This is a genomic window from Pseudomonas solani (genome assembly GCF_026072635.1).
Taxonomy (GTDB): domain Bacteria; phylum Pseudomonadota; class Gammaproteobacteria; order Pseudomonadales; family Pseudomonadaceae; genus Metapseudomonas; species Metapseudomonas solani.
This window is the reverse complement of the sequence record NZ_AP023081.1, coordinates 2,693,871-2,716,946: the sequence shown is the minus strand read 5'-3', so window position 1 is coordinate 2,716,946 and position 23,076 is coordinate 2,693,871. Positions and strand designations below refer to the sequence as shown.

22 protein-coding genes, 2 pseudogenes and 1 riboswitch are annotated in these 23,076 nt (G+C 66.9%); of the genes and pseudogenes, 16 read left to right on the top strand and 8 right to left on the bottom strand.

Annotated features, from left to right (window positions below; translation table 11 throughout):
* The first annotated feature begins 70 nt into the window (after window positions 1-70).
* Together PSm6_RS12290 and metK are read left to right on the top strand one after the other, a co-directional pair.
* Window positions 71-1,074: pseudogene (locus PSm6_RS12290) on the top strand (ArsR/SmtB family transcription factor).
* Window positions 1,075-1,086: 12 nt separating this feature from the next.
* The gene (gene metK / locus PSm6_RS12285) at window positions 1,087-2,277 is read left to right on the top strand and encodes a methionine adenosyltransferase (RefSeq protein ID WP_043240801.1); all 1,191 of its coding nucleotides are present in this window, start codon (window positions 1,087-1,089) and stop codon (window positions 2,275-2,277) included.
* 68 nt (window positions 2,278-2,345) lie between these two features.
* On the opposite strand, the gene PSm6_RS12280 is transcribed toward metK, so the two are convergent.
* Window positions 2,346-2,564, bottom strand: coding sequence for a hypothetical protein (locus PSm6_RS12280; protein ID WP_043240802.1), 219 nt, complete (start codon window positions 2,562-2,564; stop codon window positions 2,346-2,348).
* A 239-nt stretch (window positions 2,565-2,803) separates the two neighbouring features.
* Here PSm6_RS12280 and PSm6_RS12275 point away from each other — a divergent pair, with 239 nt between their 5' ends.
* Together PSm6_RS12275 and ligB are read left to right on the top strand one after the other, a co-directional pair.
* Window positions 2,804-3,067: a hypothetical protein gene (locus PSm6_RS12275; protein ID WP_265170297.1), complete on the top strand. Its 264-nt coding sequence runs from the start codon at window positions 2,804-2,806 to the stop codon at window positions 3,065-3,067.
* 297 nt (window positions 3,068-3,364) lie between these two features.
* Entirely contained in the window at window positions 3,365-5,062 is a 1,698-nt protein-coding gene (ligB, locus tag PSm6_RS12270) for an NAD-dependent DNA ligase LigB (RefSeq protein WP_371877097.1), read from the top strand.
* Here the strand turns inward: ligB and PSm6_RS12265 are convergent.
* On the bottom strand, window positions 5,056-5,505 hold the full coding sequence (locus tag PSm6_RS12265; RefSeq protein WP_265170296.1) for a c-type cytochrome: 450 nt from the start codon (window positions 5,503-5,505) through the stop codon (window positions 5,056-5,058). The genes ligB and PSm6_RS12265 overlap by 7 nt on opposite strands.
* 174 nt (window positions 5,506-5,679) lie before the next feature.
* Here PSm6_RS12265 and PSm6_RS12260 point away from each other — a divergent pair, with 174 nt between their 5' ends.
* On the top strand, window positions 5,680-6,066 hold the full coding sequence (locus PSm6_RS12260; RefSeq protein WP_265170295.1) for a DUF1090 domain-containing protein: 387 nt from the start codon (window positions 5,680-5,682) through the stop codon (window positions 6,064-6,066).
* 14 nt (window positions 6,067-6,080) lie between these two features.
* Here the strand turns inward: PSm6_RS12260 and PSm6_RS12255 are convergent, their stop codons facing one another.
* A complete protein-coding gene (locus tag PSm6_RS12255) occupies window positions 6,081-6,467 on the bottom strand; it encodes an MAPEG family protein (protein ID WP_021218394.1) in 387 nt (128 codons plus the stop codon).
* A gap of 165 nt (window positions 6,468-6,632) precedes the next feature.
* Here PSm6_RS12255 and PSm6_RS12250 point away from each other — a divergent pair, with 165 nt between their 5' ends.
* Together PSm6_RS12250 and PSm6_RS12245 are read left to right on the top strand one after the other, a co-directional pair.
* Window positions 6,633-7,235, top strand: a complete 603-nt coding sequence (locus PSm6_RS12250) for a LemA family protein (RefSeq protein ID WP_021218393.1) — start codon at window positions 6,633-6,635, stop codon at window positions 7,233-7,235.
* Window positions 7,236-7,237: 2 nt separating this feature from the next.
* Window positions 7,238-8,149, top strand: coding sequence for a TPM domain-containing protein (locus tag PSm6_RS12245; protein ID WP_265170294.1), 912 nt, complete (start codon window positions 7,238-7,240; stop codon window positions 8,147-8,149).
* Window positions 8,150-8,152: 3 nt separating this feature from the next.
* Here the strand turns inward: PSm6_RS12245 and PSm6_RS12240 are convergent, their stop codons facing one another.
* Complete coding sequence (locus PSm6_RS12240) at window positions 8,153-8,542, bottom strand: acyl-CoA thioesterase (RefSeq protein WP_021218391.1); 390 nt, start codon at window positions 8,540-8,542, stop codon at window positions 8,153-8,155.
* A gap of 179 nt (window positions 8,543-8,721) precedes the next feature.
* A riboswitch (S-adenosyl-L-homocysteine riboswitch) is annotated at window positions 8,722-8,815 on the top strand.
* 21 nt (window positions 8,816-8,836) lie between these two features.
* On the opposite strand from PSm6_RS12240, the gene ahcY reads away from it, so the two are divergent.
* The 7 genes from ahcY to rhlE2 all read left to right on the top strand — a co-directional run bounded on the left by ahcY (window position 8,837) and on the right by rhlE2 (window position 17,085).
* Window positions 8,837-10,246: an adenosylhomocysteinase gene (ahcY, locus tag PSm6_RS12235; RefSeq protein ID WP_021218390.1), complete on the top strand. Its 1,410-nt coding sequence runs from the start codon at window positions 8,837-8,839 to the stop codon at window positions 10,244-10,246.
* Window positions 10,247-10,337: 91 nt separating this feature from the next.
* Window positions 10,338-11,183, top strand: a complete 846-nt coding sequence (gene metF / locus PSm6_RS12230; protein ID WP_021218389.1) for a methylenetetrahydrofolate reductase [NAD(P)H] — start codon at window positions 10,338-10,340, stop codon at window positions 11,181-11,183.
* A gap of 52 nt (window positions 11,184-11,235) precedes the next feature.
* Window positions 11,236-13,461, top strand: coding sequence for a PA5441 family protein (locus PSm6_RS12225; RefSeq protein ID WP_043240824.1), 2,226 nt, complete (start codon window positions 11,236-11,238; stop codon window positions 13,459-13,461).
* Window positions 13,462-13,471: 10 nt separating this feature from the next.
* Complete coding sequence (locus PSm6_RS12220; protein WP_371877127.1) at window positions 13,472-14,185, top strand: DUF3142 domain-containing protein; 714 nt, start codon at window positions 13,472-13,474, stop codon at window positions 14,183-14,185.
* A 60-nt stretch (window positions 14,186-14,245) separates the two neighbouring features.
* Window positions 14,246-14,794 (top strand): substrate-binding periplasmic protein, encoded by a 549-nt coding sequence (locus PSm6_RS12215; RefSeq protein WP_307735137.1) that lies wholly within the window; start codon window positions 14,246-14,248, stop codon window positions 14,792-14,794.
* A gap of 51 nt (window positions 14,795-14,845) precedes the next feature.
* On the top strand, window positions 14,846-15,037 hold the full coding sequence (locus PSm6_RS30350; RefSeq protein WP_307735136.1) for a hypothetical protein: 192 nt from the start codon (window positions 14,846-14,848) through the stop codon (window positions 15,035-15,037).
* Window positions 15,038-15,204: 167 nt separating this feature from the next.
* Window positions 15,205-17,085, top strand: coding sequence for an RNA helicase RhlE2 (gene rhlE2 / locus PSm6_RS12210; protein WP_265170293.1), 1,881 nt, complete (start codon window positions 15,205-15,207; stop codon window positions 17,083-17,085).
* A 179-nt stretch (window positions 17,086-17,264) separates the two neighbouring features.
* Here the strand turns inward: rhlE2 and PSm6_RS12205 are convergent, their stop codons facing one another.
* The 3 genes and pseudogenes from PSm6_RS12205 to PSm6_RS12195 all read right to left on the bottom strand — a co-directional run.
* Complete coding sequence (locus PSm6_RS12205; protein WP_043240834.1) at window positions 17,265-17,840, bottom strand: YceI family protein; 576 nt, start codon at window positions 17,838-17,840, stop codon at window positions 17,265-17,267.
* A 27-nt stretch (window positions 17,841-17,867) separates the two neighbouring features.
* The gene (locus PSm6_RS12200; protein WP_021218383.1) at window positions 17,868-18,422 is read right to left on the bottom strand and encodes a cytochrome b; all 555 of its coding nucleotides are present in this window, start codon (window positions 18,420-18,422) and stop codon (window positions 17,868-17,870) included.
* 224 nt (window positions 18,423-18,646) lie between these two features.
* Window positions 18,647-20,116, bottom strand: a pseudogene (locus tag PSm6_RS12195) (flavin monoamine oxidase family protein); the annotation flags it as partial.
* A 169-nt stretch (window positions 20,117-20,285) separates the two neighbouring features.
* Here PSm6_RS12195 and PSm6_RS12190 point away from each other — a divergent pair.
* Complete coding sequence (locus PSm6_RS12190; protein WP_021218381.1) at window positions 20,286-21,692, top strand: adenosylmethionine--8-amino-7-oxononanoate transaminase; 1,407 nt, start codon at window positions 20,286-20,288, stop codon at window positions 21,690-21,692.
* A gap of 77 nt (window positions 21,693-21,769) precedes the next feature.
* Window positions 21,770-22,489 (top strand): 16S rRNA (uracil(1498)-N(3))-methyltransferase, encoded by a 720-nt coding sequence (locus PSm6_RS12185; protein ID WP_043240841.1) that lies wholly within the window; start codon window positions 21,770-21,772, stop codon window positions 22,487-22,489.
* 61 nt (window positions 22,490-22,550) lie between these two features.
* Here the strand turns inward: PSm6_RS12185 and PSm6_RS12180 are convergent, their stop codons facing one another.
* Window positions 22,551-23,021 (bottom strand): chemotaxis protein CheW, encoded by a 471-nt coding sequence (locus PSm6_RS12180; protein WP_021218379.1) that lies wholly within the window; start codon window positions 23,019-23,021, stop codon window positions 22,551-22,553.
* Window positions 23,022-23,076: the final 55 nt, after the last annotated feature.

Here is a 23,076-nt window from a genome sequence, read left to right as displayed (position 1 = left end):
ATCGGCAATATCAAAACTTTTTGATATTGCCGTTGCGAGCGATTGGAGCGGGGACTAGACTGCGCTCCCTATGAACCTGCGCGTACCCCAGATCCGCCACGACGACTGCGATGAGCTGGCCGCACTGTGCAAGGCCGGGGGCGACCCCCTGCGCCTGAACGTGCTGCGCGCCCTGGCCAACGACTCGTTCGGGGTGCTGGAGCTGGCGCAGATCTTCGCCACCGGTCAGTCCGGCATGAGCCATCACCTCAAGGTGCTGTCCCAGGCAGGGCTGGTGGCCACGCGCCGCGAAGGCAACGCAATCTTCTACCGCCGCGCCATCGCCCGGGGCGAGCGCTTCGGCGGCACCCTGCACGGGGCGCTGCTGGACGAGGTGGACAGCCTGCAGCTGCCCCTGGACGTACTGGCGCGGATCGCCGAGGTGCATGCCCAGCGCGAGGCGGTGAGCCGCGAGTTCTTCGCCCGCTCGGCGGAGAAGTTCCAGGCCCAGCAGGACCTGATCGCCGGCCTGCCGCAGTACCGCGACAGCGTGCTGGCCCTGCTGGATGCACTGAACCTGCCGGCCAGCGCCTGTGCCCTGGAAGTGGGCCCGGGCGACGGGGGCTTCCTCCCCGACCTGGCCCGACGCTTTGCCCGCGTCACCGCGCTGGACAACAGCCCGGCGATGCTGGAACTGGCGCGCAGCCGTTGCGCCACCGAAGGATTGGGCAACGTCGAGCTCAAGCTCGCCGACGCCCTAGATGACGAACACGAGGCCGCCGACTGCGTGGTGCTGAACATGGTCCTGCACCATTTCGCCGCCCCGGCCGAGGCCCTGAAGCAGCTGGCTCACCACCTCCTTCCGGGGGCAGCCTGCTGATCACCGAGTTGTGCAGCCACAACCAGAGCTGGGCCAGGGAGGCCTGCGGCGATCTCTGGCTCGGCTTCGAACAGGACGACCTGGCCCAGTGGGCCGGCGCCGCGGGGCTGACGCCCGGCGAGAGCCTCTACATTGGTTTAAGAAACGGCTTTCAGATTCAGGTGCGGCACTTCGCCAAGCCGGCTTCGAGAAGCGACCTCACCCACCGGTATTAAAGGAACCGTTAGATGAGCGAATACTCCCTCTTTACCTCCGAATCCGTCTCTGAAGGCCATCCGGACAAGATCGCCGACCAGATTTCCGATGCCGTCCTCGACGCCATCATCGAGCAGGACAAGCACGCCCGCGTGGCTGTGGAAACCCTGGTCAAGACCGGTGTCGCCATCGTCGCCGGTGAAGTCACCACCAGCGCCTGGGTCGACCTCGAGCAGATCGTCCGCGACGTCATCTGCGACATCGGCTACACCAGCTCCGACGTCGGCTTCGACGGCGCCACCTGCGGCGTGATGAACATCATTGGCAAGCAGTCCCCGGACATCAACCAGGGCGTCGACCGCGCCAAGCCGGAAGACCAGGGCGCCGGTGACCAGGGCCTGATGTTCGGCTACGCCAGCAACGAAACCGACGTGCTGATGCCGGCCCCGATCCGCTTCTCCCACGCCTTGGTCGAGCGCCAGGCCGAAGCCCGCAAGTCCGGCCTGCTGCCGTGGCTGCGTCCGGACGCCAAGTCCCAGGTCACTTGCCAGTACGCGAACGGCAAAGTGGTCGGCATCGACGCCGTGGTGCTGTCCACCCAGCACAACCCGGAAGTCTCGCTGTCCGACCTGCGCGAAGCGGTGATGGAGCTGATCATCAAGCACGCCCTGCCCGCCGAGCTGCTGCACAAGGACACCCAGTTCCACATCAACCCGACCGGCAACTTCGTGATCGGCGGCCCGGTGGGCGACTGCGGCCTGACCGGTCGCAAGATCATCGTCGACTCCTACGGCGGCATGGCCCGTCACGGTGGCGGCGCCTTCTCCGGTAAGGACCCGTCCAAGGTCGACCGCTCCGCTGCCTACGCCGGCCGCTACGTCGCCAAGAACATCGTTGCGGCCGGCCTGGCCGAGCGCTGCGAGATCCAGGTCTCCTACGCCATCGGCGTGGCGCTGCCCACCTCCATCTCGATCAACACCTTCGGCACCCACAAGATCGCCGAAGAGAAGATCATCCAACTGGTGCGCGAAGTGTTCGACCTGCGTCCCTACGCCATCACCAAGATGCTCGACCTGCTGCACCCGATGTACCGCGACACCGCGGCCTACGGCCACTTCGGCCGCACCCCGGAGCAGAAGACCGTCGGCAACGACAGCTTCAGCACCTTCACCTGGGAGAAGACCGACAAGGTCGACGCCCTGCGTGCCGCCGCCGGCCTGTAAGGCTTCGCGACATGAAAAAGCCCCGCATTTGCGGGGCTTTTTCTTTGCTGTACCGGCACTGGCGAAAATCAGGAAATCTTCAGGCCGCCCCCGAGGTACATGAGACCCAGGCCGGCTGCCAGGACCAGCAGCGGAGAACGCTGCACCGGCTCGTTGGCCGCGAAGATGACCTGCGAGATTGGCGGGAAGATGAAGTTGAAGACTGCGCACAGCATGGAAACCTGGATGCCGCGCGCCACTGACCAGATCCAACCCGCCAACGCGATGAAAAAGCCTACCGTAGCCATTTGCCACTCCCTGTGAGAAAGAGCGGCGATCCTACCAGCGCGCGCCCTGTCTGCGTAGCCCGGACTTCAATCCAGGGTTTCACTCACCTTCGACCCCATCTGCACCCAGAGCCGTGAAGCAATGCAGCTTTCATTTCGCTGCCCTGTTGCTAGAATCCGCGCCCTCTCGCCCCTCCCTCACGGATGACTCAAGCGCCCGGGGCGAGCAAGCATTGGCGCTGGAGCCCAAGGAGATACCCATGCGCATCACGTCCATTCTTCCCGCCGCCCTGTTCGCAGCCCTGTTCGCCGCCCAGGCGCAGGCCGTCGACCTGAGCAACCCCCTGGGCGACAAGCTCAGCAAGGGCTGCGAGGAAAAGAGCGCGGAAGCACAGGCCAAGCTGGATGAGGCCAAGAAGGAACAGAGCGGCCTGGGTTCCAGCCTGCTCGGCTCGGTGGCCGACAAGGCCGAGAAGCAACTGTCCGAAGGCTGCGAGAAACTCGACGAAGCCCAGAAAGGCTGAGTCGCGGGGGCCGGCGCGAGTCGGCCCTTCCTGTCAGCCAGCGCCCCACGCTCACCTTCCCCGACGCAACGCCCACCGCTCGGATCCGCCGCTTTAGCGCCCCGCCCTATGCCGCCGCCCATCACGGTAGCCGGCTCCAGTCCCGCCAGTTTTGTTCCCATCCAGGCGCCCTGCCGCCTTCCGTGGCTCAACACACCCCCGCCTGCCGCCCAGGCACTCGCCCAAAGCGAAGCCGCCAAGGATGTTCTGCTACCTCCTTTCGGGCATGGAGCCCGTCCCACCCGCACGGAGGCCCGCATGCCCACTCCCCTGCCCACCCGCCTGCTCACCCTGATCCTTTGCCTGCCCGTCTTCGCCCTCGCTGATTGCCCAGTCTGGAGCGATGCCCGCGCCGAGCGCGAACTGCTTGCCCTGCACAAACAATTGACCGGCTGGGAACACAGCTACCACCGCGACCGCCTGTCACCCATCCCCGACGAAATCTACGACCAGGTGCGTGCGCGCTTCGCCGAACTGCGCCAGTGCTTCCCCGCTGCCGCCGTGGAAGACACCAAGCCATTGGCTGGCGTCGATGGCAAGCACCCGCACCCCGTGGCCCAGACCGGCCTCGACAAGCTCGCAAACGCCAAGGCCCTGCAGGACTGGATGCGCACCCGCAACGACCTGTGGGTGCAACCCAAGGTGGACGGCGTGGCGGTCACCCTGGTCTACCGGGCCGGGCGCCTGCAGCAGGCCATCAGCCGGGGCGACGGCGAGCGCGGCGAGGACTGGACCGCCAACGCCCGGCGCATCCCCGCCATTCCCGAGCGCCTCACCACCTCCAGCGACCTGTTGTTGCAAGGCGAGCTCTACTGGCAGCTCCCCGGGCACATCCAGGCCCAGGCCGGCAGCCGAGGCGCACGCGGCACGGTTGCCGGGCTCATGGCCAGGCACAACCTGGGCGCGGAGGAGGCCCGGGGCATCGGCCTGTTCATCTGGGACTGGCCCGGTGGGCCGGAGGGCATGCTGCAGCGCCTGGACGGCCTGGCGCGCCTGGGCTTCACCGATGCCCAGCGCTACACCCTGCCGGTACGGGACGCCGAGCAGGTGGCCCAATGGCGCGAACACTGGTACCGCAGCGCCCTGCCCTTCGCCAGCGACGGCGTGGTGATCCGCCAGAGCGTGGCGCCTGCCGCGCGCACCTGGCAGGCGCGACCTCCGCACTGGGCCATCGCCTGGAAATACCCCTTCGCCCAGGCCCTGGCCGAGGTACGGCGGGTGGAGTTCCTCGTCGGCCGCACCGGCCGCGTTACCCCGCGCCTGCTGCTGTCAGCGGTGACCCTGGATGATCGGCGCATCCAGCGCGTCAGCCTGGGTTCACTGGAGCATTGGCGCGACCTGGATATCCGCCCCGGTGACCAGGTGGCCATCGCCCTGGCCGGGCTGACCATTCCGCGTCTGGAATCGGTGGTGCTGCGCGCCAGCGAGCGTGTGACCCTGGAGGTGCCGGATCAGACAGCCCTGCACGCCCTCAGTTGCTGGCGGCCGACACCGGGTTGCCAGGCGCAATTCCTCGCCCGGCTGGAGTGGCTGTCCGGCCGCGGCGGCCTGGCCATGCGCGGTGTCGGCCCGGGCACCTGGGAGCGCCTGCTGGCGGCTGGCAAGCTGGACGGCCTGCTGGATTGGCTGGAACTGGAGGAAGAGGAGCTGCAGGGCATACCCGGGTTTGCCCAGCGCAACGCCGCGCGCTTCAGCCAGGCGAGCGCCACGGCGAAACGCCAGGGTTTCCAGCGCTGGCTCAAGGCCCTGGGCCTGCCACCCAGCGGCGATGCGCCACTGGATGGTGGCTGGGAGCGATTGGCACGCCGCACCCAGGCCGAGTGGCAAGCCACCCCGGGCTTGGGGCCGGTCCGCGCACAGCAGTTGGAGGCGTTTTTCCGCCACCCGGAGGTGCAGGCCCTGCGCGAACGCCTGGCGGCGGCGGGCGTCGAGGGTTTCGGAACGGCGCCTCAGTAGGCGCGGAACTCCTTGTGGCACGCCTCGCAGGCGTCCTCGGCCTTCTGCACCAGCGGCGCCATGGCGTCCGGGTCCAGCGGGCGGGTTGCACTGGCGGCGGCGAGCTGGCCGGTGGCGGCTTCCAGTTCGCGGGCCAGGGTCTGGAAGCGCTCCTGGCGCTGCCAGACTTCGTCACGGGCGTCGCTGTCGCCTTCATCACGCACCTTGGGGAAGTGCTGCCACGGCTGGTGGGACAGCTGGTCGAGCTTCACCGCGTTCTCGGCGAATTTCTGCTCGTTGAAGTCGACACGGCCACGCAACATGCCGCCCATGTCTTCACTGGTGTGCAGCATCTGCTTGAAGATCGCCTGGCGTTTGCCCAGGGGCGAATTGGGGTCGACACCGCCGCAAGCGGCGAGCGTCAGGCAGGCGGATAGCAGGATCAGGACAGTCGTTCTTTTCATGGCGAATCACGGGGTACTACGGCGGGCGGGGCGCACAGTATCGGTAGATGCCTGGCAAATACCAAGGGTGGCGACAGTTTGTCGCAGATCATTGCAAGGCTGATAAGCCGGGCGCGAGCGCCCATCCGCAGCCACAATGACAGCCAACCGAAACCACCCGAGCGAGGCGATCCCATGCACCTGCCCACCCTGCTGCTACTCACCGCCGGCCTCGCGCTGGCAGGCACCGCCGCTGCCGCCGACGCACCACTCACCGGTTGCGCGGCCAAGCGCCAGGCCATCGAATCACGCATCGAACAGGCCCGCGCCCACGGCAACGATGCACAGGTCGCCGGCCTGCAGAAAGCCCTGGACGAAGTGAAAGCCCACTGCACCGACGCCGGCCTGCGCCAGCAGCGCGAGGACGACATCGCCAAGCGCCGCGCCGAGGTGCAGGAGCGCGAAGCCGACCTGCGCGAAGCCCAGGCCAAGGGCGATGCCGGGAAGATCGCCAAGCGCGAGGCCAAGCTGGCCGAAGCCCGCCGGGAACTCAGCGCCGCCGAGGCGGAACTGCAGCGCTGACCCCGGCGTCCGCCTCAGGCGGAGACGAAGAAGAAGCTGGCGATCAGCCCCATGCCGGCGAACCAGACCAGCGAGCGCAGTGCCGCCCAGTCGGCCAGGTAGCAGACGAAGTAGGCGATGCGACTGGCGACGAAGGCCATGGCCAGGGTGTCCAGGGTGCCTTGCTCGGCGCCGCCGGCGAGGTGGCCGATGACCACGGCGATGCCGAATGCCGGGGTGACTTCGAAGGCATTCAACTGGGCGTTGTTGGCGCGCTTGCGCCAGCCCTCCAGGCCCGCGAGGAAGGTGCGCGGGTCATGGTTCTGCCGGGGGCCGAAATCCCCTCCGGTGAACTTCGCCGCGGCAGTGGACAGGTAGGGCAGAAACAGCGCGACCAGCACGCACCAGTAGGCTAGGGTCATTGAAGGCTCCAAGGGGACAGGGAAAGCCCCGAGGCTGCGCCAGGTACCGTTCGTCGTCCATGGCCGATAAAAACGTGCCGATCGGCACATCGGCCAATGGCCACGACTGTCCGTCGACGAGGTCGCCTGTTCTAATCACCCCTTTTTCAAGGACGAGAAAAGCCCATGCCCCGCCTTGCCATCCTCCTGCTCACCGCCCTGCTGCTCAGCGGCTGCGGCTATAACGCCATGCAAAGTGCCGACGAACAGGTCAAGGCCGACTGGTCCGAGGTGGTCAACCAGTACCAGCGCCGCGCCGACCTGATCCCCAACCTGGTCAGCACGGTGAAGGGTTACGCCGCCCACGAACAGGCCGTGCTCGCCCAGGTGGCCGAGGCCCGCGCCCAGGTCGGCAGCGTTCGGCTCGACGCTGGCCAGCTCACGGACGAGCAGGCGGTGAAGAACTTCCAGAACGCCCAGGGCCAGCTCAGTTCCGCGCTGTCGCGCCTGCTGGCGGTCAGCGAGAACTACCCGCAGCTGAAGGCGGACAGCCTGTTCCAGGACCTGCTGGCGCAGCTCGAAGGCACCGAGAACCGCATCACCGTGGCGCGCTCGCGCTACGTCAAGGCCGTGCAGGCCTATAACGTGCTGGTCCGCCAGTTCCCCGGCAACCTCACCGCCATGGCCTTCGGTTACCAGCCCAAGGCCAATTTCAGCGTCGCCAACGAGGCCGAGGTGTCGGTGGCACCCAAGGTGGACTTCAACACCGCTCCGCACCGGGAGGGCTGACCATGCGCGCCCGCCTGGTTGCCCTGCTGCTGTCGCTGGCCTGCCTCTGCGCCAACGCCGACCAACCGGTACCCGCCCTCAAGCAGCGGGTCACCGACCTCACCGCCACCCTGGACGCCAGCCAGAGCGCCGCCCTCGACGCTCAGCTCGCGGCCCTGGAGGCGGAGAAAGGTGCACAGGTCGCCGTGCTGATCGTCGCCAGCACCGGTGCGGACAGCATCGAGGCCTATGCCACCCGTGTGTTCGAGCAATGGAAGCTGGGGCGCAAGGGCGTGGACGACGGCATCCTGCTGCTGGTGGCCAAGGACGACCGTGCGTTGCGCATCGAGGTGGGCTACGGCCTGGAAGGCGCGGTGACCGATGTGCAGGCCGCGCGCATCATCCGCGAGCGCATCACCCCGGCCTTCCGCGAGGGCGATTTCTTCGGCGGCATCCAGGCCGGCACCGATGCCCTCTCCGGCCTGGTACGTGGCGAACCGCTGCCGGAGCCCAGTGCACGGGAGCCCCAGCCGGACACCATCAACCTGTTCAGCCTGTGCCTGTTCTTCGCTCAGTTCTTCATCGTGCCGGCACTGGTGAAACGCATCCCCAGACCCTGGGCACGTCAACACAGTGGCCGTCGCTACTTTTCCTGCATCGGCCTGGTGACCGTCGCCACCTTGATCTACTGCCTGGCCACCGGCACGGCGCTCGACCTGCTGCTGTTCTTCACCCTCACGGCGGGCTTCATCAGCCTGTTCGTGTTCATTTTCATCCTCGCGCCGCTGTCCACCTGGAAGGTCAGCAGCGGCTCGAGCAGCTCGTCCGGCTACTCGTCGAGCAGCGACTCGAGCAGCTCGTCCAGCAGCTCCGGCGGAGGCTTCAGCGGGGGCGGCGGTTCCAGCGGCGGCGGCGGAGCCTCCGGGCGCTGGTAGCCATCAATCCTTGAACTGATCGCGGATGTAGCTGATCTCGGTCTTGCCGTGGGGGGCGGGCTTGCCGTCCTCGCCGAGGTTGACGAAGACCATGCGATCGATGGTGAGGATGCTCTTGCGGGTGATCTTGTTGCGCACTTCGCAGCGCATGGTCAGGGAGGTGCGGCCGAATTCGGTGGCGGTGATGCCCAGTTCGATGATGTCGCTCTGGCGCGCCGAGCTGACGAAGTTGATCTCCGACATCAGCTTGGTCACCACGCGCTGGCTGCCGAGCTGGATGATGGCGTAGATCGCCGCCTCCTCGTCGATCCACTTCAGCAGGCTGCCGCCGAAGAGGGTGCCGTTGGGGTTCAGGTCCTCGGGCTTGACCCATTTGCGCGTATGAAAATTCATCTGTCGTTCTCCTCGCTTCGTTGACGCGGCGGATGATGGCAGAGCCCCGTTGCGCTGTCCCGGCAGCGGAATCAATCGTGTCGATAGCGTGCTCGCCGCGCGACGGAAAGCCTTGGGCAGATCGCCTCACACGGCTATAATCCCCCGGTTTCACGCGGCTTCATGGCCGCGCCCGCCACCTGTCCGAGGGGCGCTGCAGCAGACCTGTTCCAGAAAGGGTTTGTCAGGCTCGGATGGGGCGTTACCCAAACGCATCAACGGCGCCCATTCGCACACAACGAATGGAGAGTTCGCATGAGCGCTGTTATCACGCCTGCCGATTTCAACGATTACAAAGTCGCCGACATTTCCCTCGCTGCCTGGGGCCGTCGCGAACTGATCATCGCCGAATCCGAAATGCCCGCCCTGATGGGCCTGCGCCGCAAGTACGCCGCCAGCCAACCGCTGAAAGGCGCGAAGATCCTCGGCTGCATCCACATGACCATCCAGACCGGCGTGCTGATCGAGACGCTGACCGCCCTGGGCGCCGAAGTGCGCTGGTCCTCCTGCAACATCTTCTCCACCCAGGACCAGGCCGCTGCCGCCATCGCCGCCGCCGGTACCCCGGTATTCGCCTGGAAAGGCGAGACCGAGCAGGAGTACGAGTGGTGCATCGAGCAGACCATCCTCAAGGACGGCCAGCCCTGGGACGCCAACATGGTGCTGGACGACGGCGGTGACCTGACCGAGATCCTGCACAAGAAATACCCGCAGATGCTCGAGCGCATCCATGGTGTCACCGAAGAGACCACCACCGGCGTGCACCGCCTGCTGGACATGCTCAAGGCCGGCACCCTGAAAGTCCCGGCGATCAACGTCAACGACGCCGTGACCAAGAGCAAGAACGACAACAAGTACGGCTGCCGTCACAGCCTCAACGACGCCATCAAGCGCGGTACCGACCACCTGCTGTCGGGCAAGCAGGCCCTGGTGATCGGCTACGGCGACGTGGGCAAGGGCTCCGCCCAGTCCCTGCGCCAGGAAGGCATGATCGTCAAGGTGTCCGAAGTCGACCCGATCTGCGCCATGCAGGCCTGCATGGACGGCTTCGAGCTGGTCTCCCCCTACAAGAACGGCCTCAATGACGGCACCGAAGCCAGCGTCGACGCCGCCCTGCTGGGCAAGATCGACCTGATCGTCACCACCACCGGCAACGTCAACGTCTGCGACGCCGGCATGCTCAAGGCCCTGAAGAAGCGCGCCGTGGTCTGCAACATCGGCCACTTCGACAACGAGATCGACACCGCCTTCATGCGCAAGAACTGGGCCTGGGAAGAGGTCAAGCCGCAGGTGCACAAGATCCACCGCACCGGCGCCGGTTCCTTCGACCCGGCCAACGACGACTACCTGATCCTGCTGGCCGAAGGCCGCCTGGTGAACCTGGGCAACGCCACCGGCCACCCCAGCCGCATCATGGACGGCTCCTTCGCCAACCAGGTACTGGCGCAGATCTTCCTGTTCGAGCAGAAGTACGCCGACCTCTCCGCCGAGAAGAAAGCCGAGCGCCTGACCGTCGAAGTACTGCCGAAGAAACTGGACGAGGAAGTGGCCCTGGAAATGGTCAAGGGCTTCGGTGGCGTCGTCACCCAGCTGACCAAGCAGCAGGCCGACTACATCGGCGTCACCGTCGAAGGCCCGTTCAAGCCGGACAGCTATCGCTACTAACCAATCAAGCCAGAAGCTGGAAGCCGGAAGCTGGAAGCGCACATGCTCCACTTCCGGCTTCAGGCTTACGGCTTCAAGCTTGGAATTCTCCATGTCTCAAGAACGCCGCTACAGCTTCGAGTTCTTCCCCACCAAGACCGAAGCCGGGCATGAAAAACTGCTGAACAACGCGCGTCAGCTGGCTGCCTACAAGCCGGACTTCTTCTCCTGCACCTACGGTGCCGGCGGCTCGACCCGTGACCGTACCCTCAACACCGTGCTGCAGCTCGATGGCGACGTGAAGGTGCCGACCGCGCCGCACCTCTCCTGCGTCGGCGACAGCAAGGCCGACCTGCGCAGCCTGCTCGAGCAGTACCAGGCCGCCGGCATCAAGCGCATCGTCGCGCTGCGTGGCGACCTGCCGTCGGGCATGGGCATGGCCAGCGGCGAACTGCGCCACGCCAACGAGCTGGTGGAGTTCATCCGCGCCGAGACCGGCGACCACTTCCACATCGAAATCGCCGCCTACCCGGAAATCCATCCGCAGGCGCGCAACTTCGAGGACGACCTGGCCAACTTCGCCCGCAAGGCCAAGGCCGGTGCCAACAGCGCCATCACCCAGTACTTCTTCAGCGCCGACTGCTACTTCTACTTCGTCGACCGCGTACGCAAGCTGGGCGTTGACCTGCCGATCGTCCCGGGCATCATGCCGATCACCAACTACAGCAAGCTGGCACGCTTCTCCGACGCCTGCGGCGCCGAGATCCCGCGCTGGATCCGCAAGCAGTTGGAAGCCTACGGCGACGACCTGGAAAGCATCCAGGCCTTCGGCGAGCAGGTGGTGACCGAGATGTGCGAACGCCTGCTACAGGGCGGCGCCCCGGGTCTGCACTTCTACACCCTGAACCAGGCCGAACCCAGCCTGGCCATCTGGAACAACCTCAAACTGCCACGTTGAGGCGAAGGGCCGGCGGTAGGATGCGCCGGCCCCTTCACTCAAGGAAGAGACCATGACGATCACGCCACGCCTCGCTCCGCTCGCCCTGCTCATCGGCTTCGCCAGCCCCAGCGCCTTCGCCAGCTTCGACTTCGTCTGCAGCCCCACTTGGGCCATCGCCGGCGACCGCCTGCTGGGTTGCAGCAACCTGCCCTTCCTCAGCCCCGGCAACGACAGCCGCGCCAACCTGCAGCTGCTGCTGGCCGATGCCGGCCGCCTGCGCCTGCCGGAGACGCTGAAGTCCACCAGCGGCTACGAGGACGGCTACGCCCAGGTGCCCTTCACCCTGGAGATGCTCGACCCGGCCAATGCCGAGGCAGCCGCCAGCGAGAGCAGCGGCGAAGGCGAAGAGAGCAATGCCGAGAACACCGAGGCCGAGCAGAAGGACCCGCGCAAGGAGAACCTCACCCTGGCTCTCGAGCAGGTAGGCGTGCAACTGGAAGAGAACGGCCTGGCCGAACACTACTTCGCCGAAGGTGAGGGCAACCGCTGCCGCACCAACGACCTCGACAGCACCCAGGCCTTCGTCGACCAGTTGGCCGGCACCGAGGCGCTCTCAGCCGCCGAGCGCAAGGCCCTGGCCGATGCCCGGGTCAACCTGATGACCATCTGTGGTGAAGGCGACCCGCAACCCGAGGACGTGCTGCCCGCCGCTGGCGCCCTCACCTCCCCGGTCGCCCAGGCCTTCGGCTCCTACCTGACCGGTGCCGACGCCTTCTACCGCGGCGACTTCGCCGGTGCCGGCCAGCAGTTCGCCGGCCTCGCCTCCAGCGACCAGCCCTGGCTCAAGGAAACCGCCCTGTACATGCAGGCGCGCGTCGCGCTGAACCAGGCCCAGCAGGACGCCTTCGACGAGTACGGCATTCCCGACCTGGCGAAGATCGACCGCAACGCCATGACCAGCGCCGAGTCGGGCCTCAAGGCCTACCTGCAGGCGTACCCGGAAGGGCTTTACCGCGCCTCCGCCCGTGGCCTGCTGCGCAAGGTCTACTGGCTGCTGGACGACCCGCGCAAGTTCGCCGCCGAGTACGCCTGGCAGTTCGCCCAGGACGAGGACAGCGACCAGCGCAACATGAGCGGCCGCGCACTGATCGAGGAGCTCGACGTCAAGCTGCTACCGGCGCTCAAGCCCGACGATGTCCAGGACCCGACCCTGCTCGCGGTGATGGACCTGATACGCCTGCGCAAGCCCGGCAGCGACCTCAGCCCGACCATCACCCTGGAACAGCTGCAGGCACAGAAACAGCGCTTCGCCAGCCAACCCGGCCTGCACGATTACCTCGTCGCCTCCTGGCACTTCTACCGCGGTGGCGATGCCGCCAAGGCCCTGGCCGCCCTGCCGGCCGCGGACAACCAGGCGCCCATGGGCCTGCTGGTGTTCAGCCAGGAAACCCTGCGCGGCCTGGCGCTGGAAGCCACCGGCAAGCCCGATGCGGCACGCGAGCTCTGGCAGCAACTGCTGGCCCGCCAGCCTTCCGCGCTGCAACGCGGCCAGCTGGAACTGGCCCTGGCCCTGAACCTCTCGCGCAACGGCAAGGTGGCCGAGATCTTCGCCGCCGACTCGCCAATCCGCACCGCGCCCATCCGCGAGATCGTCCTGCGCAACCTCGCCTCCGCCGACCTGCTGCGCCAGCAGGCCAAGGACAGCGCCGCCCCCGCCGCCGAACGTGACAACGCCCTGTTCACCCTGCTCTACAAGGAGCTGCTGTTCAGCGACTACGCCCACTTCCGGCAGGACCTGGCCCTGCTGCCGAACCCGGCGCCCAAGGTGGAAGAAGGCGATACCTGGGCAGTGGGACGCTTCGCCTGGGCCGGCCAGTCCGCTCCCGGCGAGTACGCCTGCCCGCCGCTGGCCAAGGTGGCCGAACGGCTGGAGGAAAACGACGGTGATGGCCTGGCCCTGAACTGCCTGGGCGACTTCGTCCGCACCAACGGCCTGGACGGTTTCAGCCTCAACAGCCAGCCACCGGCAGACGAACTGGGCGGCTCGACCACCGACTTCCCCGGCCAGCCCTGGTCGCGCCTGGTCGGCTACCAGCGGACCATCGACGACCCTCACGCCAGCGCCGACGAGATGGCCTACGCACTGTTCCGCGCGGTGAACTGCTTCGCTCCCGCCGGCTACAACACCTGCGACGGCCAGGACATCGACAAGGCCCAGCGCAAGCAGTGGTTCCAGGACCTGAAAAAGGACTACCCGGGCAACCCCTGGGCGCAGAAGCTCAAGTACTACTGGTAAGCGACGCGTGATCGCCAGGGCACTGGCCCTGCTGCTGGCCCTGGCGAGCCTCCCCGGTATCGCCGGGGAGCGGGTGGATGCTGCCGACTACGACGCCTTCTGGGTCTGGAGCGGCGTGCGCTCCCAGGCGGTGCTGGCGGAGGCGCGCACCCTGTACATCCTCCAGGGCCAGATCGACGGACCGCGCCAGCCCGGTGACCCGCAGGCGCGCTTCATCGCCCAGGGCATGGCAGTGCCGCGCCTGTCCAAGGGTGAAGTCTGGGTGGTCTACCGCGCCCATACCCTGCGCTGGACCGAGCCCATCTACGCCACCTTGCTCGCCCAGCTGGAACGCTGGCGCCGCGCGGGCAACCCGGTGGTCGGCGTGCAGATCGATTTCGATGCCCGCACCCTGCACCTGGACGGCTACGCCGACTTCCTCGAACAACTGCGCCAGCGCCTGCCCCGGCACTACCGCCTCGGCATCACCGGGCTGCTGGACTGGGGCAGCAACGGCGACCCGGCAGTGCTCAACCGCCTGGGCAAGGTGCTCGACGAGGTGGTGGTGCAGACCTACCAGGGGCGTCACAGCATCCCCGGCAACGCCCGCTACCTGCCCCGCGTCGCGAAGCTGCAACTGCCCTACCGCATCGGCCTGGTGCAGAACGGCGAGTGGGAGCCACCGGACTACCTGGAAGACAGCCCCTGGTTTCGTGGCTACGTGGTGTTCCTGCTCAATCCCTGACCGGCCGAGCGGCGCGCCGGGTCACTTCCCAGCCCGGAAAGCGCCGCGTATTCTGGCCCTATGCCAGCATCCCGTCGCCTCTTCGTCCTGTTGCTGTTCACCTGCCTCGGCGCCTTCGCCAACGCGGGGCCGCTGCGCATCGTCACCGATCCCTGGGCGCCCTATGTCTTCGTGGAGAACGGCCAGGCACGCGGCCTGGACTATGACGCCAGCGTCGAGGTGTTCAAGCGCCTGGGCGTGGAGGTGCACTGGGACTTCATGCCCTGGAAGCGCTGCCTGATCGAGATGGAGAACGGCCAGGCCGACGCCGTGCTGGATATCTTCATGACCGAAGAGCGCCGTCCCCGCCTGCATTTCGCCGACGAGCCGCTGTCCAGCGCCGAGTTCGTGCTCTTCTATGACCGCGCCCGCCCCTATCCCTTCAACCGCCTGACCGACCTCCAGGGCCTGAAGGTCGGCACCTCACCGGGCTACTGGTACAGCGACAGCGACTTCCGCACCTCCGAGCTGTTCACCCGCGAGCCGGCGCCGAGTCACGAAGCCAACCTCGGCAAGCTGGTGCGCGACCGCGTCGACCTGGTGGTCAACGACCGCCGCGCCGGGCTGTGACTGGCGCAGCACCTGGGGCTCGCCGAACAGGTCGCCCACCACCCCCGTCCGGTGGGCGAAGACCCGCTCTACCTGGCCTTCCGCCGCACCCCCGAACTGGGCGAGTTGGCCCAGCGCTTCGCCGAGGAACTGCGCCGCTTCAAGCGGGAGCCGGCCCACGCCACGCTGCAGGCGCGCTACCCGGTACGCGAACAGGCCTGGGCCGACGGCCTGGATCGCAGCACACCGTTGAGCAGTCGATAGGCTGCACGCCGGAAATGCTCTGTTATACTCCCGGCTCCCGCCAGGTATACGCCCGGATGTTGGCCCCCCAAGCCAGCAGGACCGGACGGGAATCGCGCCTCCCCGCTGCGATTTTCTAGCCAGGCAGACACTCCCCCGGGCCAAGCCCTAACTAGACAGGATTTCCCATGTCCTTTGCCTCCCTCGGTCTCTCCGAGGCTTTAGTCGGCGCTGTGGAAGCAGCCGGCTATAACCAGCCCACTCCGGTGCAACAGCGGGCCATTCCCGCCGTGTTGCAAGGTCGCGATCTGATGGTTGCGGCACAGACTGGCACTGGCAAGACCGGCGGCTTCGCCCTCCCGGTTCTCGAGCGCCTGTTCCCCAATGGTCACCCGGACAAGTCGCATCGCCATGGCCCACGCCAGGCCCGCGTCCTGGTCCTGACCCCGACCCGCGAGCTCGCCGCCCAGGTCCACGACAGCTTCAAGGTCTATGCCCGTGACCTGCCGCTGGCCAGCGCCTGCATCTTCGGCGGTGTCGGCATGAACCCGCAGGTCCAGGCCATGTCCAAGGGCGTCGACGTCCTGGTCGCCTGCCCCGGTCGCCTGCTGGACCTGATAGGCCAGGGCAGCATCGACCTCTCCCACGTGGAGATCCTGGTACTCGACGAAGCCGACCGCATGCTCGACATGGGCTTCATCCACGATGTGAAGAAGGTCCTCGCCCGACTCCCGGCGAAACGCCAGAACCTGCTGTTCTCGGCGACCTTCTCCAAGGACATCACCGACCTCGCCGGCAAGCTGCTGCACAACCCCGAACGCATCGAAGTGACGCCGCCGAACACCACGGTCGAGCGCATCGAGCAGCGGGTGTTCCGCCTCCCGGCCAACCACAAGCGTGCGCTGCTGGCCCACCTGATCACCGCTGGCGCCTGGGAACAGGTCCTGGTGTTCACCCGCACCAAGCACGGCGCCAACCGCCTCGCCGAATACCTCGACAAGCATGGCCTGCCGGCCGCCGCGATCCACGGCAACAAGAGCCAGAACGCACGCACCAAGGCCCTGGCCGACTTCAAGGCCAACAGCGTGCGCATCCTGGTCGCCACGGACATCGCCGCCCGCGGCCTGGACATCGACCAGTTGCCCCACGTGGTCAACTACGAGCTGCCCAACGTCGAGGAAGACTACGTGCACCGCATCGGCCGTACCGGTCGTGCCGGTCGTAGCGGCGAAGCCATCTCCCTGGTCGCCCCGGACGAAGAGAAGCTGCTCAAGGCCATCGAGCGCCTGACCAAGCAGCGCATTCCCGATGGCGACATGCAGGGCTTCGACGCCTCCGCCGTCGAGGCCGAGCGCCCCGACGTGCGCCCGCCGCAACCGGCGCGCCAGCCGCGTGCCGACCGTCCGAAGCGCGAAGGGGCCACCCCGCCCGCTGCCGACGGCGAAGGCAAGCCGCGCAAGAGCCGCAACCGCCGTGGCAAGGGCAAAGGCAAGGAAGGCGAGAACGCCCAACCGGCCGCCGGCAACAACAGCCAGCCACAGCAGGCGCGTCCGGCACGCCCGCCACAGCCCACGCGTGATCGCGACCCGGAAGAGTTCCTCGACGACGACGTGGACAACTTCGGCAACCGTGCCGACTACGTCAGCCCCTACCCGGACAAGACCCAGAGCCGCAACCGCCGTGGCGGCCAGGGCCAGGGTCAAGGCCAGAGCCAGGGCAGAAGCCAGGGTCAGGGCCAAGGCGCCGGTGCACGTGGCCAGGGTCAAGGCCAGGGCAAGAGCCGCAGCGGTGGCGGCGGTGCCGGCCAGGGCGCTGGCAACGGTCAGCGCCGTAGCGGTGGTGGCCAGGGCCAAGGTCGCAGCAATGGCGGCCAGGCCCGCCGTGACGAGCCCCGCGCCTCCCGCGGCCGCGAGGAGCCTGCCGTGCAGGAGCCGCGCAAGCCGCAGCCGAAGATCATCCACAAGGAATCCAAGGGTGATCGTTTCCCCACCGCGGAGCAGCTGGACCAACTGTCCAACAGCAACCGCCCCCGTGGTGAGAAGCCCGCGCTGCTGACTCGCAACCGCTGAGCTGCAACGCCATGAAAAACGCCGGCCCTGGGGCCGGCGTTTTCATTTGTGCCTCGGAGCACCGCATCGTAGCCCGGGCTTCAGCCCGGGAAGAGGCGCCCAGTTCCGACACGGCACTGCGTTGTGCCGGAAATGAAAAACGCCGGCATCAGCCGGCGTTCTTCGTCATCCGCGCAATCTTACTTGCGCACACCCTCGAAGGAGATGATCAGCTCGACTTCCTGGGAAGCCGGGCCGAGGTCCTTCTGGATGTCGAAGTCCTTCAGCTTCAGGGTGGTGGTGCCTTCGAAGCCGGCGCGGTAGCCGCCCCACGGGTCGTCGCCTTCACCGATGAACTTGGCCTTGACCACGACCGGCTTGGTCACGCCGTTCAGGGTCAGGTTGCCGGTTACGTCGGCGGTGCCGTTGCCGGTGGATTTCACGCCAGTGGACTCGAAGGTGGCGGTCGGGTTCTTGCTCACATTGAGGAAGTCGCCGCTCTTGATGTGCTTGTCGCGTTCGGCGTGGTTGGTGTCGACGCTGGCGGTCTGCAGGGTGACCTTGATCTTGCTCGCTTCCGGCGCCTTGGCGTCGAAACTGAAGGAGCCGTCGAAGTCCTTGAAGGTGCCGTACAGCCAGCTGTAGCCCAGGTGGCTGATCTTGAAGTTGACGAAGGCGTGCTGGCCTTGCTTGTCGATGGCGTAGTCGGCGGCCATGGCCTGGCCGGCGAACAGGGCGGCACCGAGGGTCAGCGCGGCGAGGGATTTCTTCAGCATCGGTATTTCTCCTTGTGAGGGTGCAGCTTATTTGGCGGCGCGCCCGAACATGCGGGTCAGGGTGGCGTCGCGATCGATGAAGTGGTGTTTGAGCGCAGCGAGCGCATGGACGCCCGCGAAGATCACCAGGCCCCAGGCGAGGTATTCGTGAATGACGCCGGCGACGTCTTCCTGGTCGGGAATGCTGGTCAGGGTCGCCGGCACTTCGAACAGGCCGAACACGGCAATGCCGCGACCGTCGGCGGTGGAAATCAGGTAACCGGAAACCATGATGGCGAACAGGCCCAGGTAGAGCGCCAGGTGACCCAGTTTGGAGCCCAGGCGGGTGAGCTGGCCGTGGTTGGGCAGGGCCGGCGGCGGCGGGCTGACGAAGCGCCAGAGCACACGGGCGAGCATCACCAGGAACAGCAGGATGCCGATGCCTTTGTGGATGTCAGGGGCGGTCTTGTACCAGCCGCTGTAGTAGTCGAGGCCGACCATCCACAGCCCCAGCCCGAACAGGCCGAAGACGACCAGGGCAACACCCCAGTGCAGGACGATGCTGACGAGGCCGAAGCGGTTGGGAGTATTGCGCCACTGCATCAGGAGGATTCCTTGAAAAACGGATGGGCCAAGCCTAGCGGCAAAAATATCGAAGAAAAGTAGAAAATGTCGCTTTGAAATATCGGGCAATACGATAGGTAGGACGAACTGGCCCGAGCGGGAATTAGGCGTGGGAAGGGGCTTTAAGTTCTGTCCGAGGTGCACGAACGGCACCCCGGAGGCGACTGGAGGTCACGGGCATTGCGCCCGTGGCGCCATCAGTTGAACAGGCGGGAGAAGAAGCCCTTCTTTTCTTCCTTGGCATCGGCCTTGGCCGGAGCCGGGGCGGCGGCAGCAACCTGCTCGACCGGTTCCAGGCTCTTGCCGGCGAACAGGTCACGGGCCTGGCTGGCGGCGCGCTGGCCACTGCGCAGGGCGCCTTCCAGGGTGCCCGGGTAGAGCGCGTCGGTGTGCTCGCCGGCGAAGATCACCCGGCCCAGGGGCTTCTCCCACATGCGCCAGTAGAGGCTGATTTCGCCTGGGCCATAGGCCAGGTAGGCTCCGCCCACCAGGGAGTCCTTGCCGTAACGGCGCAGCTCGTAGCCGGTGAACTGCTCGCGGGCGCCGGGGAACAGCTTGTCGAAGCGGATCAGCACCTGGTCGACCATCTGCCGGTCACCGAAGGCCTGCAGCAGGCGCGCGTTGTCGCCGGAGATATTCACCAGCAGGTTGGCACCGCCCTTGAGCGCGGGCTCGACCCACATCATGCCCAGGCCCTGGTCGCTATAGACCTCACCGGAGAGGCGCGACTTGCCCCACACGGGCTTCTTGAACTTGAGCAGCATCTGGTCGCGCCAACCGTAGTTGATGTCCTTCAGCGAGCGCAGCTGCAGGGCAGACAGCGACGGGGTGAGGCTGATCTTGTCCAGCGCCGGCAGCGGCACGGCGAGCACCACGTAGTCGGCGCTGTAGCCGGCGCCGCCCACTTTCACGGTGACGCTGTCCTTGTCCTGGACGATGGCGGAGACCCGCGCGTTGGTCTTGATGGTCTTGATCTTCTTGGCGAAGGCCTGGGCCAGTGCCGCGCTGCCACCCGGCAGGCGGGCGGCGCGCAGGTCGCCTTCCGGCAGGCCGCGATAGACCCGGCCCTGCTGGGCGAGGTAGAGCAGCGACAGGCGCGAGGGCTCGTCGTAGCGCGAACGGATGCGCTGGTCCACCAGGGCACGGGAAGTGGGCGGCAGCGCCAGCTTGTCGAGCCAGCGCGCCACGCTGATGGAATCCAGGGTCTGCAGGGTGTGGTTGACCAGCGGCTGCAGCGGGTCCTCGATGGAGGCGGCGAGATCATCCAGGCTCTTGTCGAAGCGCTTCAGCCCTTCGACGGTGCTGGGCGCTTCCTTGAGCAGGTCGGCTTCGTTGAAGTAGCGACCGGCGATCAGGTAGCCCGGGGTGCGCACGTACTCGGGCGCGGCCACGGTCGCCAGCTTGAACCCCTTGAGGTAGGCATTCAGGGTCGGCTGCAGCTTGTCGGAGCCGATCCATTCGGTGCTGGCCAGGCCGGAGCGCCCGCCGATGCTCGGCTTGGCCTCCAGCAGGGTCACCTGCCAGCCTTGCTGCTGCAGCTCATAGGCCGCCGTGAGGCCGGCCATGCCGCCGCCGACCACGATGGCGGCCGGTTGCTTTTCCTTGCCCTGCGCAACGGCACTGAGCACTCCCAACACAACAAACGCACAGGTGCGCAGCCAGGCAGCAGACATTGGATTCCCCCGAGGAACGGTCGTATTTCTTGAATGGCGCGCAGGATACGCCAGGCACCCGGCAGCCACCAGAGATGCCCGTCGGCGCCGGCTATTGTGTCGGCGCGGCGCGCTTGTCCATCTCACCCCTATTGCATAGTCTTCCCCGACCCTTTCCGGAGACCACCCCATGGGCCTCAACGCCGACTGGATGAAGCGCGACCTCGACGTGCTCTGGCATCCCTGCACCCAGATGAAAGACCACGAACGCCTGCCGGTGGTGCCCATCCGCCGTGGCGAAGGCGTCTGGCTGGAGGATTTCGAAGGCAAGCGCTACCTGGATGCCGTCAGCTCCTGGTGGGTCAACGTCTTCGGCCACGCCAACCCGCGCATCAACCAGCGCATCAAGGACCAGGTCGACCAGCTCGAACACGTGATCCTCGCGGGCTTCAGCCACCAGCCGGTGATCGAACTCTCCGAGCGCCTGGTGAAGCTCACGCCCGCGGGGCTGGACCGCGTGTTCTACGCCGACAACGGCTCCTCGGGCATCGAGGTGGCGCTGAAGATGAGCTACCACTTCTGGCGCAACCAGGGCCGCGAGGGCAAGACGCGCTTCATCACCCTGACCAACAGCTACCACGGCGAGACCATCGCGGCGATGTCGGTGGGCGACGTGGCGCTGTTCACCGAGACCTACAAATCCCTGCTGATGGACACCCTCAAGGTGCCCAGCCCCGACTGCTACCTGCGCCCCGAAGGCATGTGCTGGGAAGAACACTCGCGCACCATGTTCGCCCACATGGAGCGCACCCTCGCCGAGCACCACGGGGAGGTCGCCGCCGTCATCGTCGAGCCGCTGATCCAGGGTGCCGGCGGCATGCGCATGTACCACCCGGTGTACCTCAAGCTGCTGCGCGAGGCCTGCGACCGCTACGGCGTGCACCTGATCCACGACGAGATCGCCGTCGGCTTCGGCCGCACCGGCACGATGTTCGCCTGCGAACAGGCCGGCATCGCACCGGACTTCCTCTGCCTGTCCAAGGCCCTCACCGGCGGCTACCTGCCCATGGCCGCTGTACTCACCAGCGAGGCCGTCTACCAGGGCTTCTACGACGACTACCAGACCCTGCGCGCCTTCCTCCACTCGCACACCTACACCGGCAACCCGCTGGCCTGCGCTGCCGCCCTGGCGACCCTGGACATCTTCGAGCAGGACAAGGTGATCGAGGCCAACCGCGCGCTGTCGGTGCGCATGGCGCAATCCACCGCCCACCTGGTGGATCACCCCCATGTCGCCGAGGTGCGCCAGACCGGCATGGTGCTGGCCATCGAGATGGTCCAGGACAAGGCCAGCCGCGCGCCCTACCCCTGGCAGGAGCGCCGTGGCCTCAAGGTCTTCCAGCACGCCCTGGAACGCGGCGCGCTGCTGCGCCCGCTGGGCAACGTGGTGTACTTCCTGCCGCCCTACGTGATTACCCCGGAGCAGATCGACTTCCTCGCCGAAGTGGCCAGCGAAGGCATCGACATCGCCACCCGCGACTCGGTGAGCGTCAGCGTCGCCAGCGACCTGCATCCCAATCACAGGGATCCGGGTTAGAGGAGCAGCCGGAAGCTGGAAGCTGGAAGCGCCGCACGGGTAGACTTCAGGCTTTCAGCTTCAGGCTTCCAGCTCCCATGCGCCTTTCCCGCTTCTTCATCGACGCCCCCCTTTCCATCGGCCAGCACGAGCTGCCGGAAACCCAGGCCCATTACATCGGTCGCGTGCTGCGCCTGGCCGTGGGCGATGCCGTGCAGCTGTTCGACGGCTCCGGCCAGGAGTACCTCGGCGAGCTGGTGGAGGTGGGCAAGAAGAATGTGCGCGTCGAGCTGCGTGAGGCCTTCGCCGGCCAGGCCGAGTCGCCGTTGCGGGTGCACCTGGGCCAGGGGCTGTCGCGGGGCGAGCGCATGGACTGGGCGATCCAGAAAGCCACCGAACTGGGCGCCGCCGAGATCACCCCCATCGTCAGCGAGCGCTGCGAAGTGCGACTGAAGGACGAGCGCGCCGACAAGCGCCTGGCCCACTGGCGCCAGGTGGCGATCAGCGCCTGCGAGCAATGCGGCCGCTCGGTGCTGCCGGTGATCCACGCCCCCGTCAGCCTCGCCGACTGGCTGAAGCAGATCGACGCCGACCTCAAGCTGGTGCTGCACCCGGTGGCCGAACCCCTGGCCAGCCACGCCAAGCCCGGCACCCTGGCCTTCCTCATCGGCCCCGAAGGCGGCCTCAGCGACGCCGAAGTCGCCCAGGCGCAAACCGCCGGCTTCCATTCGGCACGCCTGGGACCCAGGGTGTTGAGGACGGAGACAGCGCCGGTGGTGGCGCTCAGCGTGGCGCAGCAGTTATGGGGTGACTTTTAGCTGGAAGCGTTTTTAGCTTGAAGCTGGAAGCAAAAGCCAAGGCACCGCTTCCGGCTTCCGGCTAGATAATCCCCGCATCCTCGAGCATCTGCTCGAGTGCAATGAGGTCGGGGATGCGCGCGATGTCGTTGCCCAGTTGTACGGCGTCCAGCTCCAGGGGAGCCAGGGGGACGGCGGCGCGGGGGAGGTCTGAGTCGACCTTGAGCGAGCGCGGGATGCCCTGCACCAGCAGGGCGATGAACTTGACGTGGCCACGGCCGCCCAGGGCGTTGAGCACCACCACGCGGGCGCCGGCGCCGGTCTGGGGCTGGCCGTCGGAGGCGGCTTCGAAGGACAGCAGCGGCAGACGCAGGTCACGCCAAGCCACCTGGCCGAGGAACCAGGCCGGCATGCCCGCCGATACCTGCGGCGCGCGATAGGGGATCAGCTCGGCCACCGCCACGTTGGGCACCAGCAGGGTGCGGTCGGACAGCGGCACCAGCAGGCCGGTGAGGCTGTTGGCGCTGTTCGGGTTGGTGACGGCTTGGCTCATGGTTCTTCCTTCAACGATTCTTCATTCCCGGCGTTATCGCCCTGGGCCCTCGGGC

Excerpts from the sequence above, each read along its gene's own strand:
- metK (WP_043240801.1), top strand. The coding sequence starts at position 1,087 with ATGAGCGAATACTCCCTCTTTACCTCCGAATCCGTCTCTGAAGGCCAT.
- PSm6_RS12280 (WP_043240802.1), bottom strand. The coding sequence starts at position 2,564 with ATGGCTACGGTAGGCTTTTTCATCGCGTTGGCGGGTTGGATCTGGTCA.
- PSm6_RS12275 (WP_265170297.1), top strand. The coding sequence starts at position 2,804 with ATGCGCATCACGTCCATTCTTCCCGCCGCCCTGTTCGCAGCCCTGTTC.
- ligB (WP_371877097.1), top strand. The coding sequence starts at position 3,365 with ATGCCCACTCCCCTGCCCACCCGCCTGCTCACCCTGATCCTTTGCCTG.
- PSm6_RS12265 (WP_265170296.1), bottom strand. The coding sequence starts at position 5,505 with ATGAAAAGAACGACTGTCCTGATCCTGCTATCCGCCTGCCTGACGCTC.
- PSm6_RS12260 (WP_265170295.1), top strand. The coding sequence starts at position 5,680 with ATGCACCTGCCCACCCTGCTGCTACTCACCGCCGGCCTCGCGCTGGCA.
- PSm6_RS12255 (WP_021218394.1), bottom strand. The coding sequence starts at position 6,467 with ATGACCCTAGCCTACTGGTGCGTGCTGGTCGCGCTGTTTCTGCCCTAC.
- PSm6_RS12250 (WP_021218393.1), top strand. The coding sequence starts at position 6,633 with ATGCCCCGCCTTGCCATCCTCCTGCTCACCGCCCTGCTGCTCAGCGGC.
- PSm6_RS12245 (WP_265170294.1), top strand. The coding sequence starts at position 7,238 with ATGCGCGCCCGCCTGGTTGCCCTGCTGCTGTCGCTGGCCTGCCTCTGC.
- PSm6_RS12240 (WP_021218391.1), bottom strand. The coding sequence starts at position 8,542 with ATGAATTTTCATACGCGCAAATGGGTCAAGCCCGAGGACCTGAACCCC.
- ahcY (WP_021218390.1), top strand. The coding sequence starts at position 8,837 with ATGAGCGCTGTTATCACGCCTGCCGATTTCAACGATTACAAAGTCGCC.
- metF (WP_021218389.1), top strand. The coding sequence starts at position 10,338 with ATGTCTCAAGAACGCCGCTACAGCTTCGAGTTCTTCCCCACCAAGACC.
- PSm6_RS12225 (WP_043240824.1), top strand. The coding sequence starts at position 11,236 with ATGACGATCACGCCACGCCTCGCTCCGCTCGCCCTGCTCATCGGCTTC.
- PSm6_RS12215 (WP_307735137.1), top strand. The coding sequence starts at position 14,246 with ATGCCAGCATCCCGTCGCCTCTTCGTCCTGTTGCTGTTCACCTGCCTC.
- rhlE2 (WP_265170293.1), top strand. The coding sequence starts at position 15,205 with ATGTCCTTTGCCTCCCTCGGTCTCTCCGAGGCTTTAGTCGGCGCTGTG.
- PSm6_RS12205 (WP_043240834.1), bottom strand. The coding sequence starts at position 17,840 with ATGCTGAAGAAATCCCTCGCCGCGCTGACCCTCGGTGCCGCCCTGTTC.
- PSm6_RS12200 (WP_021218383.1), bottom strand. The coding sequence starts at position 18,422 with ATGCAGTGGCGCAATACTCCCAACCGCTTCGGCCTCGTCAGCATCGTC.
- PSm6_RS12190 (WP_021218381.1), top strand. The coding sequence starts at position 20,286 with ATGGGCCTCAACGCCGACTGGATGAAGCGCGACCTCGACGTGCTCTGG.
- PSm6_RS12185 (WP_043240841.1), top strand. The coding sequence starts at position 21,770 with ATGCGCCTTTCCCGCTTCTTCATCGACGCCCCCCTTTCCATCGGCCAG.
- PSm6_RS12180 (WP_021218379.1), bottom strand. The coding sequence starts at position 23,021 with ATGAGCCAAGCCGTCACCAACCCGAACAGCGCCAACAGCCTCACCGGC.